Origin of the sequence: Indolivaga capnocytophagoides (assembly GCF_036511535.1) — a bacterium.
Lineage (GTDB): Bacteria > Bacteroidota > Bacteroidia > Bacteroidales > Dysgonomonadaceae > Dysgonomonas_A > Dysgonomonas_A capnocytophagoides.
In genome coordinates, this window is record NZ_AP028867.1 from 3352922 (window position 1) to 3368643 (window position 15722).

Below are 15722 nucleotides of genomic sequence, written 5' to 3' on the forward strand. Positions count from 1 at the left end.
TTTATAAGGTTGGATTATTGACGGTAGGAGCAAATAGTTATTTGCCCGAAATAAGATAGAATATCGGGCGAAAGATTTTTTGCACCTGCAGTGCCTCAGAAGCCGTCTAACAATTTTTGAGCGTTTGCTCTGGTAAGAAAAAGAATACAAATAAAAAATGTATATTTTTGTGTAACGTTTGTTACCTTTTGGATGTTAAAGGTCTGAAAAGTAGAAGATAAAAAGAAACAAACAGATACGAAGATTAAACTGTTTAAACGTAATGCCGGATATTTCAAATACAGACATAAAATACCTGCCGGGGGTAGGTCCTAAAAAGGCTGAGATACTCAACAAAGAGTTGGAGATCTTCACTCTTGACGATCTTCTACATTACTATCCATATAAATACATCGATAAAAGCCGTATTTTTTACGTTCATGAGATAGATGGCAATATGCCCTATATTCAGTTGAAAGGACGTATTACGGCATTCGAAACATTTGGAGAAGGTCATCACAAACGGTTGGTAGGGCATTTTACCGATGGAACAGGATTTGTAGATCTGGTTTGGTTTCAGGGGCAAAAATTCGTTACCGATAAATATAGGACAAACTCACCGTATATAGTATTCGGGAAACCTACGGTTTTCGGCAGTAAATTTAATATCGCTCATCCTGATATAGATCCTTATATAGAAGAAAAGACCGAAATTGGAGGTCTTTTCGGTTATTACAATACTACGGAGAAAATGAAAAAACATTTTCTGAATTCGAAAGCTATTCAGAAAATAATATCATCTGCTCTAAGTGCAGCAATACAGAATCTGCCCGAGACACTACCTCCCTATATCTTACAGGAAGCTAAACTGATGTCTATAAAGGAGGCGATGTGGAATGTGCATATTCCCTCCAATCCTCAAATATTGCGTGATGCTCAATATAGGCTCAAATTTGAAGAACTTTTCTATATTCAGCTGAATATATTGAGATATACTTCTGCCCGAAAAGCTAAATTGAAGGGATTTGTGTATTCTCAGGTAGGAGAAAATTTTAATTCGTTTTACGAGAAAAACCTGCCATTTCCACTGACAGGAGCGCAGAAAAGAATTATCCGTGAAATAAGGCAGGATATGGCAACCGGGCAGCAGATGAATCGGCTTTTGCAAGGAGATGTCGGCAGCGGGAAAACATTAGTGGCATTAATGATTATGCTTATTGCCCTCGATAACGGATTTCAAGCCTGTATGATGGCTCCGACAGAGATTCTGGCTACTCAGCACTATTATACCCTGAAAGAGTTCTTATTCGGGCTGAATATACGTGTTGAGCTATTAACCGGATCGACACGTAAAAAAGCAAGGGAAGAAATCCATTCAAGCCTTCTGACCGGAGATATCAAAATATTGATAGGTACACATGCACTGATTGAGGATACCGTTCAGTTTAGTAATCTGGGATTAGTAGTCATTGACGAACAACACCGTTTTGGAGTTGCTCAGCGAGCTAAGCTCTGGTCGAAGAATACTAATCCTCCGCATATTCTGGTTATGACGGCTACACCTATTCCGCGTACTCTGGCTATGACTGTGTATGGTGATCTGGATGTGTCGGTTATAGATGAACTCCCACCGGGGCGTAAGCCTATACAGACAATTCATCAGTTTGATAAAAAAAGAGGAGCCTTGTATAACTCGATCAAAAGGCAGTTGGATGAAGGCCGACAGATTTATTTTGTATATCCCCTGATTGAGGAAAGCGAAAAAATAGATTTAAAGAACCTTGAAGAGGGTTTTGAACATATTAAAGAAGTATTTCCCGATTATATCGTTTGCAAGGTACACGGTAAAATGAAACCTGCGGAAAAAGAAGAAGAAATGGGACGTTTTGTGCGTAATGAGGCTCAGATTATGGTTGCCACAACCGTTATCGAAGTTGGCGTAAATGTGCCGAATGCTTCTGTGATGGTAATTGAGAGTGCACAGCGGTTCGGACTCTCGCAATTACATCAGTTGAGAGGAAGAGTAGGACGTGGAGCCGATCAGTCTTATTGTATTCTTATTACTCCGTATGAATTATCGGCAGACTCGAGAAAGCGGATCGATATAATGGTTGAAAGCAACGATGGTTTCGAAATTGCTGAAGCTGATCTTAAGCTCCGAGGGCCGGGAGATTTGGAGGGGACACAGCAAAGCGGGGTAGCATTTAATCTTAAAATAGCAGACCTTGTGAAGGATTCGCAGATAATGTATTATGCTCGTGAAATAGCACAAAAGGTTATTGATGAAGATCCTGCTCTTGAACGCCACGAAAATCAGGTATTGAAGCAGCAACTCCGTAAATTGGGAGGAAACCGTTATAACTGGGGGCTTATTAGTTGAAAAAAAAATCGAATACCCCGTTTATTAGACGGAATATTCGATTTAATTCTTTTCACCTAACAGTCTTAGATAAGACTCGTTTCACTTACTCTTTTGTTTGTCTTGTAAAGATCGATTAATTCACCTAAAGTAATCTTAAGTGAATTCATCGTAGTAAAAAACTCAGGAACCTGGCTGTCATAGAATGATCTTCTCATCAAATCCAAAGCATTCTTATAAGAATCTTTAGTTAAGAAAAGACCAACGCCTCTTTTGGACATTAATACATCTTCACTCTGAAGCAATTCGAGTGATCGCATCAAGGTGTTATGATTTACTTCTAATTCTTTTGCCAGTTCTTTAACTGTTGGGATTTTTGTTTCCTCTCTCCATTCTTTTGTTACTATCTTCTGAGATATAACATCTACAATCTGGAGGTAAATGGGTTTGTTTTTATGGAACTCCATAGCTTTGATATTTTGAGTGTTGTATTACAAATATAGCACTAGTTTTCTATATAAATAGGCCGTGAAATGTTATTTTAAACTTTTTAACTTTTTTTAATTCAAGATAAAAGGCTTTTTTTCAATTATTTAAAAATATACGGAATTCTATATTCCTGTTTTAACGTATGACTCATTTGTGTTTATTAACGAAATATTTCGATCAATAGGCTCAATCTGAAAATTTATAGATAGACCAAAAAGAGTGATAATATATTTTTTAGATTACTTTAGAAATTATACCATCAATTTCTATTTTATTCTTTTATTAAAATACAACGATCTAAATCATGAGGATCATTTTATGTATAGATAAATTTTCACAAAAGTGATTGTTCTTTCTATTTTAATAAGAGGATTGAGTACTTTATAATTAGAAAATATTACCGGAATATTTAATCTTTCTATTACTTGTATTTGTTATATTTGTACTAATTCAATTGAGATTGTATCTAACACTAAATAAATGATAGTTTTTAATGATATTAAGCTAGTATTTAGAACTCTAGGGGAGCAGATCTTAATTGGTTTAGGAAGTAAGGCTGCTAAGACCTTATTATACTTATAAAGGACTATTTCATCAAAATATTAAACAGTTATCATATATGAGAAAGTTATTCTTTCCATCTGTAATTTTGCTTGCTGTGGTATCATTTGCAGCATGTACAGCACCCCAATCACTGGTTATAAATGTTCAGAAGCCTCCGCAGATCGCTTTGCCCGGGGCAATAGGAAATGTTATCGTTGTTAATAATTTAGTTGTACAGCCAGCATTTCAGGGGAGCACAATACAAAAATATGATAAGAAAGGAAATCCGATCTACGAAGAATTATCTGTTCCGTCCGATAGTCTGGGCATTATCCTTTCCGGAGCATTGTATGATCGTCTGGCAGATTTGAATTACTTTAAAGAGGTATCTATTTATGACAAACCTCTGAGAGACGATTTGTCTTATGAGGATATTAAACCTATAGATTCCCTTGCTGTTAAAGAAATTTGTCAAATATCTAATTCCGATGCAATTATATCTCTCGACAGATTTTTCGTTATATCAAATGCCTTGCAGGATAATGACGGACTAGGGGTTAAAGGAGATAATCTCGATCTGAAGATGTCAGCTTCTTTTTCGATTTATTCGAAGGAAGGACGGCTTATATCCAATTCGCTCACTCTTACCGATAGTATTTATTGGACGGCTTTGTATTACAATGATCATCTTGTTTCGGATAATCCTCTTCCTTCAAGAGAAGATGCGCTTAAAGAAGCAGCCCGTTATGCCGGTGAAAAGATAGCTGATGCACTTGTTCCGTATTGGGTAGAAACTCCGCGTTTATTTTTTAATGAGAATAATAGTGCTATATTATTGGCTCAGAAAGATCAATGGGCAGAAGCTCTGAAGATATGGGAAGCTGATTACAATCAGGAACCGAAATTCAAAAGAAAAGCTCGGCTTGCGTTTAATATTGCTTTGGCAAATGAATTGACCGACAACCTTATGGGTGCTATCAGTTGGGTATCTATTTCTTCCGACCTATTTAAACAAGCGGTTCTTACGGGAGTTGACGAACAGAATTACCTGAGAGCAGAACAGTATAAAAAGGATCTTCTGACTCGTTACGCAGACTTCAAACTCCTTGATATAACCGGACGATCCGGCGAGTAAGACCTGCTCTATTTGCTTTATATTCAGAATATTTTTTTTACCCCTATACCGGGAAGATCGTTTAATACAATCTTCCCGTTTATTATTTTAGTACCCGAGAAACAATCGTTTGTAATGAGCAATGCTCCGTCTAAATCGGCAAATTTTACAGCAGGAGATAATTGAGATGCCGCCGAAATAGCACAAGATGTTTCGGTCATGCACCCGAGCATTACATCAAAACCCATTTGCGGAGCAGCAGTAATCATTTTCCAGGCTTCATGCAAACCTGTACACTTCATTAATTTGATATTAATACCTGAGAATGCCCCTTTTATCCGTTCCATATCGGCAAAGCGCTGAATTGATTCATCTGCATATATCGGCAAAGGGCTGTGTGAGGTGAGCCACGCGCTGCTTTCCAGATCATTTTTTATCATTGGCTGTTCAATCATTACTGCTCCCTGTTCTTTAAGCCAACAGATCGAATCTAATGCCTGCATACGGTCTTTCCACCCTTGGTTGGCATCAATAGCAAGCGGAAGGTCTGTAACACTTCGTATGGCAGATATTATCTGTTTGTCGTTTATCCCACCGAGTTTTACTTTCAGTATTTTGAAATCATCCGCAACTTCGGCTACTTTTTTACGCACTACATCATCTGTATCCATACCTATTGTATAGGTCGAGTAAGGTGTTTTAGACGGATCGAGATTCCAGATCTTATACCATGGCTTATTCTTTATCTTTCCGGTCAAATCATGTAAAGCTATATCTACAGCCGCTTTTGCAGCGGTATTTCCTGCTTCAATATTATCGATATAGGATAATATTTCTTCGATTTTTTCGGGATTGTTGAATGTCGAAAAATCGATTTTTTCAAGGAAATCAATAACGGTCTTTTGCGTTGCTCCCAGATATTGCGGTAAAGAGGCTTCCCCATAGCCTGTGATTCCATCGTACTCCAGTTCTACAAGTACAACCGGTGTTGTCGTCCTGGAATAAGTTGCTATTGTAAACGGATATTTTAACTGCAACTCATACGGTTGCCATCTAAGATTCAGCCTTGCCATTTCTTTACTATTTTCATTTACCTTAAGGTTACAGACTTATTTGCCTCGCCTTCGCTTCGGCGATTGTTAATTGTTGATTTTGCAAGCATAACAGCAAGAGCTCGTTATCGCTTTAAAACACATCATTAAATACTTTCTATCACTCAAAAGGTAACAAAGGTTACACAAAAATATACATTTGTTATTCCAACCTCACAAGATGGATGACTTTAATCGGGTCTTGAACCAGCGAAAAATTCGACAAAAAAAGCCAATTGCCAATCGAAGGTCTTATTCCAATATACACTATTATGCTCTCCCGGCGAGCTGATGTAAGTATGATTAATTTTCTTATCAGTTAAATCTTTATGCAAAGTTTCGTTTACTTTAAAGAAAAAATCGCCTTGTCCGCAATCTATTATCAGGTTCGGGCTTATTTTACGGAGCTTTTCTACTTGTGTTGCTATTGTATGACTATCCCAGACTGCCTTATTTTCGGTATAAGTTCCCAACGAGTTCAACATATTCCAGTTTCTGGGAAAAGGACGAATATCCACACCTCCACTCATAGAACCTGCTGCGCCAAAAGTCTCAGGATGAGTAACAGCCATCCACAAGGCTCCATGGCCTCCCATACTGAATCCTGTTACAGCCCGACCGCTTTTATCGGGTATCGTTCTGTAATGCGAATCTATGTAATCAATCAATTCTTTAGAAACATACGTTTCGTATTGTGTTTTCGGATCAGTCGGGCTATCCCAATACCAGCTGACTTTTCCATCCGGACAAACGAATATAACTTGGTTTATTGAGGCAAGTTCAGGAAGATTGGGCTTTATGTTCAGAAAAGAATTCTGATTACCTCCATGCCCATGCAATAGATAAACAACCGGATATTTCTTCGAAGTCCGGCTGTTATAATCTGCGGGCAGAATTACGATATTTTTGACATTAATATCCATTTTACCGCTGTATATACTTACTTCATTTATTTGAGTAACCTGTGCACAGCTAAAACCCGATAAGACAGATGTAAAAATAAACAGAACAATAAGGGTTCTGCATCCCGATTTTATTTTTTCCATAAAAATTTAAGGTCTCAGACCTGTTTATTGATTTGGCAAGTAACAGCCAAAGCCTGTTATATTTAAAATATACTATTGAACTTTATCTACCTTCGAGAAGGCCTTACTTGCCCATCGAGGAACAAGTATCGCTCCGATAAAAAGATAATTATAGTAACTAAGTAATCTCCATAAAAGAATGATCACAGGCACCAATCCTGCAATAGGAATCAATGCACTCAGATACTGCTTGAATATGATCTCACTCAATCCGCTTGCTCCGGGAGTAAAGCTCAATATCATCAACACCCACATCACAAACTGCCGACCAAAGATCAATAGTTGATCTTGTACAGGAAAAAATGCCATAAAAAGAGCATTTACCACAAAAAAGCGTGAACACCACGAGAGTACTGTCGACATTACTAAAGGAAACCAAAAACGAATACCTTTCCCTCTTATTTCAGTTGCACTAAGGATAAGATCATTCCCGGCCTTTTCGGCTGCAATACTCCATCGTCTCAAAAACGGCAACCTGAAAAGCTTTACCAAAAGCCATTTTATAGCCTGTGGTTTAAAGAATAATCCTGTAATAAGACACACACAAAGAAGAAATTTTACAATATAGGCAGCAATAAAAAGAGAAATAACGCCGATTTGTATGGCGGATACTTCCGGAAAAAGCTCTTTTACCGGTACAAAAAATAAAAGAAGCGGAAACGTAACTACAAAAAACATTTCATCGAGCAGCATTGTGATAAACACCATAGCTGTACTGCGTCCTACCGGAATATTTTCTTTCGATAAAAATAAAATAGCCATACTTGACCCTCCTACCGACGAAGGGGTAACTGCGGTACCGAACTCAGCCAGCAGAGTAACCTTCAATGATTGTTTCCAAGACAACACCTTTTCGGTCAGATATCGGTAGCGTATCGTAAAACCAAGGTCTCGTCCTACCATCAGTAATAAAGCTATAAAGAACCAGAATATTGTATTTCCGGTAATGGATATCTGTTTAAGTTGTTCCAGTTTTTCGGAGTTTTCTGTTCCTGATAAATCTTTGAGAAACATAAAAACGATTACTCCTATGCCAAGGAATGTAGGCAGGAGAATTTTCCAAAGACTTATTTTACCTGATTTATTTTGCATTTAAATTTATAATTAGATCAGCTTATGTAATTTGCAAAAATAGTCAAATATATGAATATTCTCTTTAGGAAACGGCTAAGGACTTTGAACGTATTTCTCAGTCATTTCTCACAACTCGACAAAGTGAAAATAAAAAATCAGGAAAAAGTAAATCATATGATAAGAGAACATTTTATCTTTGTTTGGGTTCATATTCAATAGACCTTCAGTAATTGTTTAAATTTAGCTCGTTTATAGTTTTAGAGATCTTTTTGCCTGAAAATAAACGAAAAAGAAATGAATAGTTATTGTGATACATATTTTGATGATTTAAACTATGATTGATAAAATAAAAAAATTAGTCACTCAGATTCTGCATTTCCTTCGTATCGGGATATGGAAAGTGGATACCAAACAAAGCGGAAAACCCAGAGCATTTATATATACTGCGATAAAATCGGGGATTCTCGCATACCGAAATATGGATTGGGGGCAGGTAAATACCAAAGCTGCCGCACTTACATACAATACGCTCCTATCTATGGTTCCTCTGTTAGCTGTATTGTTTGCCATTGCCCGTGGATTCGGATTCCAGAATATCGTTCAAAGCGAGCTATTCGGATATTTCGAAGGACAGAGAGAGGTTTTGGAAAAAGCAATGACCTTTATCGATAAATCGTTGGAATATGCTCAAAGCGGGGTATTTCTAGGGATAGGACTCGTTCTTCTTCTCTATACTGCATTGAATCTTATCGGTGGAATAGAGTCTAATTTTAATTCTATCTGGCGTATCAAAAACGACAGGTCGTATTACCGGCAGTTTACAGATTATACAGCACTACTGCTTATTGCTCCTGTATTTCTGGTTTGCAACGGGGGATTATCGATTTTGTTGAATTCATCGGCAGAAACTAAATTAATAGGATTGGTAATCAACCCATTTATAGAAGTATTGCCTTATGTAATAACTGTCTTATTGTTTACGTTTCTGTATTTATACATACCGAACACTAAAGTAAAATTCTCCAGTGCGCTTTTTGCGGGAATAATAGCCGGACTGGCATTCCAGATATTCCAGCAATTATATATCAACGGACAGATATGGATATCAAAATACAATACAATATATGGTAGTTTTGCAGCATTGCCATTGCTGCTCCTTTGGCTGCAATTGTCGTGGCTGATCGTTCTGATCGGGGTAGAGCTGAGTTTCGGCTATCAGAATGTAAAGAAATTCAGCTACGAAAAAGACACTAAGAATATAAGCCGCCGCTACAAGGACTTTGTTATCCTGCTTATTATTACACTGATCGTAAAGCAATTCGAAAAAGGAGATAAGCCATATACAGCAAGCCAGATTTCCGAACGCTTCAAAATACCCACACGGGTTACCAGCGATGCCCTGTTTTTATTGCTTGAGCTTAATCTTATCAGGGAAACACCATCCGATGACGATATTGTTCCGGCTTATATTCCGGCTCTGGATATAAACAAGATATCGGTTGCTTACCTGTTCAATAAGGTCGATTCGTATGGTACTGAAGATTTTTTCAATATCGATATAAATGGAGAATTCTTCGATGAATGGAATGTAATTCAGGATATAAGAAGAACGATTTTCGAAAAAGAAAAAGATACTCTGGTAAAAAACTTATAACAACGGCAAGCATTTAATAATATCAGAAAAATGAATAAACAAAAGTTGCGTATACACTGTATCCAACATGTCGATTTCGAAGGAATCGGATATATTGAATCATGGGCAAAAAATAACAATCATGAGTTGACATATTCTTTGTTGTACAAACAAGAAGAGTTTCCTGAACAAATTGATTTCGATTGGCTGATTGTCATGGGCGGCCCGATGAATATATATGAAGATAATAAATACCCGTGGTTGACCGGAGAAAAACAATTCATAAAAGAATCGATCAATTCGGATAAAACGGTACTTGGGTTCTGTTTGGGCTCTCAATTAATTGCGGATGTACTTGGAGCTAAAGTCAAAAGGAACAAGGATGTAGAGATCGGTTGGTTTCCGGTAAACTTAACCGATTTTAGTAAATCCCATAAAATATTCCAAGATCTGAATTTTGATAATCCCGTATTTCACTGGCATGGAGATACATTCGATATACCCGCTAAATGCGAGCATATTGCATACAGCAAGGCTTGTACTCATCAGGCTTTTATCTATAAAGATAAGGTGATCGGTTTTCAGTTCCATCTGGAAGTAACCCCCTACTCTCTTGCAAATATGGTAGAGAACGGAAAGGACGAATTAATAAGGTCGGAATACGTCCAATCTCAATCAGAGATTACAGGAAACAGCCAATATATAAACCCTTGCAATGAAATTCTTACAGAGATATTGAACCGCCTGTCGAAACAATCGGGTTAAACACAAAAAGAGCCGCTTTCAGCGACTCTTTCTATATAATCAAGGCTTTGTCTGGTTATTTAAAATATTCGCTTTTTACAGCCTTTATTACAGCCATAAGATCTTTATCCGCTAAGTCGGCTTTCATAGCTTCTCCAAAGATACGAGCCATAGCTGTCGACACCTCGGTATTCAATCCTTCTTTTTGAGCTAGACGGATATCTTTGTCCATATGCTTCAACGGGAATGCCGCCAGATAATTATCCTGAATGATAGCAGGAGTCTTCATCTTAGACATACCACTGCCACAAGCACTTTCGTTTACAATGAACATCATTGTTTCACGATCTATGCCGTTTTTTTCGGCAAAAAGGACAGTTTCGGCTAATCCTTCGATTACAACAGACATATAATAGTTGATCGCCAGTTTTGCCTTAGCTCCTAATCCGGCTTCTCCAAGATATAGGGAAAACTTACCCAGTTTTTCGAAAAACATAGTTGAAGCTTCATAATCGATCTCACGTCCGGCAACCAGAATGATCAACGTTCCATCGGTCGCAGGCTTTACACTTCCCGATACGGGAGCGTCAAGATAATGACCTCCTTTTGATTCGATCTCTTGAGATAAACGTATAGTCAACTCCGGTGAAATAGTACTCATATTGATGAATAACTTCTTCGATATATCCGATTTCATCAGATTTTCATACACAGACGTGACTGCTGAATCATCCGATAGCATAGTGAATACTACATTCGAATTAGGAACTACTTCCTCGATTTTAGCAAAAGACTTAGCTCCTGCTTCGGTAAGAGGTTTTATTTTCTCTGCTGAACGGTTGTAGACCGCTACATCGAATCCGCCTTTTAGGAGATTCATAACCATCGGGGTTCCCATGTGTCCCAATCCTATCCATGTAATCCTTGGTGTTGACATGATCATGTTTATTTAGTTATACCATAAAACGAGATATACCAGTCGACAAAAGATTTTACTCCTTCCTTAATTGGTGTATCAGGCTTAAAATTGACATCATTCTCCAGGTTTGATGTATCAGCATATGTCTGATAAACATCGCCCGGCTGCATAGCCATAAACACTTTCTGAGCCTCTTTGTTTAAGGCTTGTTCTATTTCGCTTATAAAGTCCATCAATTTTATCGGCTTCGAATTGCCTATATTATAGATTTTATAAGGAATCTCTGTCTGGGGTATATGTGTCAGAGTCTTTATTACTCCATCGACAATATCATCGATATAAGTAAAGTCACGCAGCATATTTCCATTATTGAATATCTTGATCGGTTCATTATTCACAATTGCCTTAGTGAATAAGAACGGAGCCATATCAGGTCTTCCCCACGGACCGTATACCGTAAAAAAACGTAGGCCTGTTGCTGGAATTTTATACAAATTACTATAGGCATGAGCCATCAGTTCATTTGATTTCTTCGAAGCTGCATATAAACTTACAGGCGAATCTACTTTATCTTCTTCCGAAAATGGGACTTTATCATTCATCCCATACACACTGCTCGAACTCGCATACACAAGATGCTGAACAGGATTGTGCCTGCAGGCCTCTAATATATTTATAAACCCTACTATATTGGATTCAATATATGCATACGGATTCTCTATTGAATAACGTACGCCTGCCTGAGCCGCAAGGTTACAAACAATATCAAATTTCTCTTCGGCAAACAGCCTATCAATTCCAGCCTTATCTTCTAACTTTAGTTGAATGAAAGATGAATTCTTCGAAAGAGAACTGACAATCTTTTTCCCATAAACGATATCTGATTTGTCAAATCCAAGGTCAGCCAGACGCCCATACTTCAAACTCAGCTCATAATAGTCATTGATATTATCAAGACCTACAATCTGAATATCAGAATCTGTTTCTAACAGCTTTTTAGTTAGAGAGTATCCGATGAATCCGGCTGTGCCTGTGAGGAGAAGTTTCATTTATCAACATTATTTAGACAGTCCAATATTTCTTTATTAGCGACTCTTCTATCTTTATCAAAAAACCAGCCCCACTTATTAAAATATTTTATTGCAGACCGAATATGCATTTTAAGCAGTTTCTTATTTACATAAGACTCCTTCTTGTGAGCATGAATAACAGTGGCCTCCGGAAAAAATACAGTTTTATACTTCAAATGAATACGCTTATAGAAATCAAAATCTTCACAATACATAAAAAAACGATCATCAAATAAACCTGTATGTCTCAATATATCAACTCTTAGAAACATAAAACAACCAGAAAGGCAAGGCACATTCATTATTCGATTATAACCCGAATGCCTTAGCTCATATCTACTATTGCGCTTCAACGTAAATTTCTTCGGAAGAAAACGCCTCCCTATTAAATCAAATGGAGTTGGTTGTAATTTACATAGATACTGAGTCTCTCCATTCGGATATTTAATCATGGGCATTACAGCCCCAACATCATGATGAGTATCCATATAAGAAAATAAAGACTCAACAGTTCCATCTTCAAAGTAAATATCGGGGTTCAATATAATATGGTAATCTGCACTGATCTGCATTGCTTTATTCAAGGCTATATTATGAGCAGCACCATAACCGAGATTTGCATTATTAAAAATATATACGACCTTATCAGATAAGCTTTCTACAAATTCTTTTAATAATGCTGTCGGAGAATTGTCAATCACATAAATTTTATCAACCGTGCTAGCGGAAGTACATTTCACGACTTTAGCCAATTCTTCATTCTTTTCAATATCCTTTTTAGTACTATAAAGTACAATAGAAGATGTAATCATATTTCTACCTGTTATCTTGACAAAATTAATCTAGAAAGTAAAGCTCTGATAATATTAACCCTAAATGCTATTTTTGATTGTACACTGTAATTACTATGAGATCCCGTGGAAGACGCATTCTGTGTATGTCGTCTATATAGAATCAAAGGTTCAGAAAGATAGAATGTCTTTCCTGTTACTTCAGCAAGCAATCCTAGCCATTGATCATGCATGGGGATATATTTAGGAAAAGGAAGAGCTGTCTCTAAAAGAGAAGCTTTAAAAGCGATAGTAGCACCTATAAATTTATTCTTGAGAATATTATTTATAAACCCCAAGTTATTTGTCTTATTATATAATAGTTCTACTTCAGCTAAATTCTCATCAACAATCATGGCATTTGAAAAACAAAGATCTGAGTGCAGCAATTCTTTCATCATTTTTTCAACTTTATTGGGTAACCAAATATCATCTTGATCTGAAAGAAAAACATAATCGCCGTTAACCTTTTTAAGAGCATTCTCAAAATTAAATATTGGAGATGAAAACTTGTTATTAGGGTATACCTTTATCCGTACATCTCGTAAATCGTCAATAATTTTCAATGTCTCATCAGAAGAACTATCATCGGATATTATAATTTCATCTTCTGCCGATAATTGCTTTAATATAGATTCAAGTTGCTCTTTTATATATTTTGCGCCATTGTAAGTGGCTATACAAACGCTAATCATACCTTACAAATAATATTTAAAAAAATACCGAAGAAATACAACTTTCTTACATTTAACAGATAAAGAAATCGTTCTTTTTAAGACCACTAAAAAATACTGAATTTTATCTACCAATCTGTTTTTTTGACAATTACGAGCACATTTACAAAAGATTTCAAACCGATTTAACAATGAGGTAAAATTTGTAGTTTCAGCCGAAAAATCTTGAGAACAAATACAATCCAAAATATAAAACTCTTTATATTTAGATGTAAATCTTTCTACAAATTGTGTATCTGAAAAATCTAAAGTTACAGCCTCATTATATCCACCAACCTCAATAAAAGCCTGTACATTGACTAGCATACCACTATTTATAGGAATAAACTTTTCAAAAGAAGCTATACCTATGGGGACAAAAGTTTTTGAACAAGCAAATCTATATATATAAGGAACAGGAGATATGAAACGCCCTGATTTTATGATATGCCGTGGTGTAAACATTTTAATATAAGGAAATTTTTCTACAGCCTGTAAATATGAACTCCAAGCCCCTTTTGGAAAAGATGTATCCTGATCTAACAATAATAGCCAATCAATACCCTTTGTAGCAGCATAATTTGCAGCCTCGTTATACACTTTACTCAATCCTGGATTATCTGGATAATGTATATATTGATACTTTTTCGATAAAGAAGGAACTTCTTGTTTTACTGGAGAATTATCATAAATAAATATTTCGTCATAATCAATAGAATCACATAATAATGTATTATAAGTCTTCGACTCAAGTAAAGACTCATTATACAAAACAATTACAACCAAAACTTTCAGATTCGCTTCTTTGACAAACATGTTAATAAGTTATTTATTAGTAATAATATAGGATATATTAATATTATATTATTAAGATACATTATTGTTGAAGGTGGATCCGTTTCGACTGAAACAACTGACAAGTAACATAATAAAATTAATATTTTCCGGTCTTGTGTTATATTCAGATTTGTAGAAAAAAGAGACCTCCTTGTAAAAGATAATATCAGACCACAGCCTAAAGAGAATAAGATTCCACCCCAAAAACCAAAATTGACATATCCATATATATTATGACGCGGATTTGGTCCAGCAAAAGCATCAACAGATTTATTTGCGAGATTATATAATTCAAATCCAATACCAGGAGGAGCCATATCCTCAGTAAAAATTCTAATTGTTCTTAATAAGTCACCAAAGAATACTGTTATAAAGTCTGCTTTAGATAAATATTCGATCAATGCTGAAGGATAAGCCATATAATATGTGTCACCAAAAGAAACAAAACGAAATAATAGTGCAGCAAAAGATTCTCGAAATGCCATATTTCCCTGAATAATAATAGTAAGGATTGACATAAATACTGCTATGAGTATTATATAAAGCTGATACTTTTTAAAAATGGCGAGAACTCTACCAGAGGTATTCCGGTTTAATATACAATACAAGAAAAATAATTGTAAAATAGAAAAAAATGCACTCTTACTTCCTGAAAGAATAGTTACAATACAGTGGAAAAGCAAAACAATAATTGCACAAAATCTATATCTCTGCTTAGAACTAAAAAGAAAATAGAAAGATAAATAACAACTTGCTGGAGTAACAATTCGTAAGACACGCTTTAAAAGCCCTAATCCACCTCCTGTTCCAACAGCCAATCTATACTCAGAAAATAAAGGAATACCTGAAACTTTATAAATAACCAGATTCATTATAATAAAACAAGAAGAAATGATGAGATACCAATAAAATAATTGATTCCCTGAAGGAGTCTCAATGTTGGCATCTCGTTGAATAATGTTATTTTTTGTTACTTTAAAACAGAGAAAACCTATAAAAAAGGCTATTTGAGAGAATAAATATTGAAAAAAATAGTATTGAGAAATCTGATCCGTTTGATGCAACAATAAAATCACAGAGAAACCGAACATTGATCCAAGAAAAACAAAAGTCAATGGTTCAAAAATAGATAAAGAGTGTCTATACAGTATCACTGAATATATTAAGACAGAAAAAAGTAGACACTTAATATAAGTATCCACATTCTCCGCAAGAAAAACAGAAAATTCATAATAAGACATA

The 15722-nt window shown here is 36.0% G+C and carries 13 protein-coding genes and 1 pseudogene; 4 read left to right on the forward strand and 10 right to left on the reverse strand.

The genetic code is table 11. The features are described from left to right. Window positions 1–262 precede the first annotated feature (262 nt). A complete protein-coding gene (gene recG, locus AABJ51_RS13475) occupies window positions 263–2359 on the forward strand; it encodes an ATP-dependent DNA helicase RecG (protein WP_338372918.1) in 2097 nt (698 codons plus the stop codon). Between the two features lie 65 nt (window positions 2360–2424). Here recG and AABJ51_RS13480 read toward each other — a convergent pair whose 3' ends face one another. Beyond that, the gene (locus tag AABJ51_RS13480; protein ID WP_026626634.1) at window positions 2425–2805 is read right to left on the reverse strand and encodes a GntR family transcriptional regulator; all 381 of its coding nucleotides are present in this window, start codon (window positions 2803–2805) and stop codon (window positions 2425–2427) included. 641 nt (window positions 2806–3446) lie between these two features. Between AABJ51_RS13480 and AABJ51_RS13485 the strand changes: the two genes are divergently transcribed. Further along, complete coding sequence (locus AABJ51_RS13485) at window positions 3447–4505, forward strand: DUF6340 family protein (protein WP_338372919.1); 1059 nt, start codon at window positions 3447–3449, stop codon at window positions 4503–4505. 23 nt (window positions 4506–4528) lie between these two features. On the opposite strand, the pseudogene AABJ51_RS13490 reads toward AABJ51_RS13485, so the two are convergent. The 3 genes and pseudogenes from AABJ51_RS13490 to AABJ51_RS13500 all read right to left on the reverse strand — a co-directional run. Continuing rightward, window positions 4529–5551: pseudogene (locus tag AABJ51_RS13490) on the reverse strand (dipeptide epimerase); the annotation flags it as partial. 215 nt (window positions 5552–5766) lie between these two features. Further along, window positions 5767–6621, reverse strand: coding sequence for an alpha/beta hydrolase (locus AABJ51_RS13495; protein WP_338372920.1), 855 nt, complete (start codon window positions 6619–6621; stop codon window positions 5767–5769). 72 nt (window positions 6622–6693) lie between these two features. Then, the gene (locus AABJ51_RS13500; RefSeq protein WP_338372921.1) at window positions 6694–7752 is read right to left on the reverse strand and encodes a lysylphosphatidylglycerol synthase transmembrane domain-containing protein; all 1059 of its coding nucleotides are present in this window, start codon (window positions 7750–7752) and stop codon (window positions 6694–6696) included. Window positions 7753–8068: 316 nt separating this feature from the next. Here AABJ51_RS13500 and AABJ51_RS13505 point away from each other — a divergent pair, with 316 nt between their 5' ends. After that, the gene (locus AABJ51_RS13505) at window positions 8069–9388 is read left to right on the forward strand and encodes a YihY/virulence factor BrkB family protein (RefSeq protein ID WP_035331787.1); all 1320 of its coding nucleotides are present in this window, start codon (window positions 8069–8071) and stop codon (window positions 9386–9388) included. Between the two features lie 30 nt (window positions 9389–9418). Continuing rightward, a complete protein-coding gene (locus AABJ51_RS13510) occupies window positions 9419–10132 on the forward strand; it encodes a type 1 glutamine amidotransferase (RefSeq protein ID WP_338372922.1) in 714 nt (237 codons plus the stop codon). A 55-nt stretch (window positions 10133–10187) separates the two neighbouring features. Here AABJ51_RS13510 and AABJ51_RS13515 read toward each other — a convergent pair whose 3' ends face one another. Genes AABJ51_RS13515 through AABJ51_RS13540 form a run of 6 tightly spaced genes read right to left on the reverse strand, consistent with a single transcriptional unit; the run spans window position 10188 to window position 15721 of the window. Next, window positions 10188–11048, reverse strand: coding sequence for an NAD(P)-dependent oxidoreductase (locus AABJ51_RS13515; protein WP_338372923.1), 861 nt, complete (start codon window positions 11046–11048; stop codon window positions 10188–10190). Between the two features lie 8 nt (window positions 11049–11056). Then, entirely contained in the window at window positions 11057–12079 is a 1023-nt protein-coding gene (locus AABJ51_RS13520; RefSeq protein WP_338372924.1) for an NAD-dependent epimerase, read from the reverse strand. Further along, window positions 12076–12912 carry a glycosyltransferase gene (locus AABJ51_RS13525; protein ID WP_338372925.1) on the reverse strand — a complete coding sequence of 279 codons (837 nt, stop codon included), beginning with the start codon at window positions 12910–12912 and terminating at the stop codon, window positions 12076–12078. Before AABJ51_RS13525 ends, AABJ51_RS13520 begins: the two co-directional genes overlap by 4 nt. An 11-nt stretch (window positions 12913–12923) precedes the next feature. Further along, window positions 12924–13625 (reverse strand): glycosyltransferase, encoded by a 702-nt coding sequence (locus tag AABJ51_RS13530; RefSeq protein WP_338372926.1) that lies wholly within the window; start codon window positions 13623–13625, stop codon window positions 12924–12926. Between the two features lie 3 nt (window positions 13626–13628). Then, the gene (locus tag AABJ51_RS13535) at window positions 13629–14459 is read right to left on the reverse strand and encodes a glycosyltransferase (protein WP_338372927.1); all 831 of its coding nucleotides are present in this window, start codon (window positions 14457–14459) and stop codon (window positions 13629–13631) included. Beyond that, the gene (locus tag AABJ51_RS13540) at window positions 14435–15721 is read right to left on the reverse strand and encodes an O-antigen polymerase (protein WP_338372928.1); all 1287 of its coding nucleotides are present in this window, start codon (window positions 15719–15721) and stop codon (window positions 14435–14437) included. Before AABJ51_RS13540 ends, AABJ51_RS13535 begins: the two co-directional genes overlap by 25 nt. Window position 15722: the final 1 nt, after the last annotated feature.

What these genes read in the sequence shown, in the direction of transcription:
- AABJ51_RS13510 (WP_338372922.1), top strand. Translation starts at nt 9,419, where the DNA reads ATGAATAAACAAAAGTTGCGTATACACTGTATCCAACATGTCGATTTC.
- AABJ51_RS13535 (WP_338372927.1), bottom strand. Translation starts at nt 14,459, where the DNA reads ATGTTTGTCAAAGAAGCGAATCTGAAAGTTTTGGTTGTAATTGTTTTG.
- AABJ51_RS13480 (WP_026626634.1), bottom strand. Translation starts at nt 2,805, where the DNA reads ATGGAGTTCCATAAAAACAAACCCATTTACCTCCAGATTGTAGATGTT.
- AABJ51_RS13500 (WP_338372921.1), bottom strand. Translation starts at nt 7,752, where the DNA reads ATGCAAAATAAATCAGGTAAAATAAGTCTTTGGAAAATTCTCCTGCCT.
- AABJ51_RS13495 (WP_338372920.1), bottom strand. Translation starts at nt 6,621, where the DNA reads ATGGAAAAAATAAAATCGGGATGCAGAACCCTTATTGTTCTGTTTATT.
- AABJ51_RS13540 (WP_338372928.1), bottom strand. Translation starts at nt 15,721, where the DNA reads ATGTCTTATTATGAATTTTCTGTTTTTCTTGCGGAGAATGTGGATACT.
- AABJ51_RS13530 (WP_338372926.1), bottom strand. Translation starts at nt 13,625, where the DNA reads ATGATTAGCGTTTGTATAGCCACTTACAATGGCGCAAAATATATAAAA.
- recG (WP_338372918.1), top strand. Translation starts at nt 263, where the DNA reads ATGCCGGATATTTCAAATACAGACATAAAATACCTGCCGGGGGTAGGT.
- AABJ51_RS13485 (WP_338372919.1), top strand. Translation starts at nt 3,447, where the DNA reads ATGAGAAAGTTATTCTTTCCATCTGTAATTTTGCTTGCTGTGGTATCA.
- AABJ51_RS13525 (WP_338372925.1), bottom strand. Translation starts at nt 12,912, where the DNA reads ATGATTACATCTTCTATTGTACTTTATAGTACTAAAAAGGATATTGAA.
- AABJ51_RS13520 (WP_338372924.1), bottom strand. Translation starts at nt 12,079, where the DNA reads ATGAAACTTCTCCTCACAGGCACAGCCGGATTCATCGGATACTCTCTA.
- AABJ51_RS13515 (WP_338372923.1), bottom strand. Translation starts at nt 11,048, where the DNA reads ATGTCAACACCAAGGATTACATGGATAGGATTGGGACACATGGGAACC.
- AABJ51_RS13505 (WP_035331787.1), top strand. Translation starts at nt 8,069, where the DNA reads ATGATTGATAAAATAAAAAAATTAGTCACTCAGATTCTGCATTTCCTT.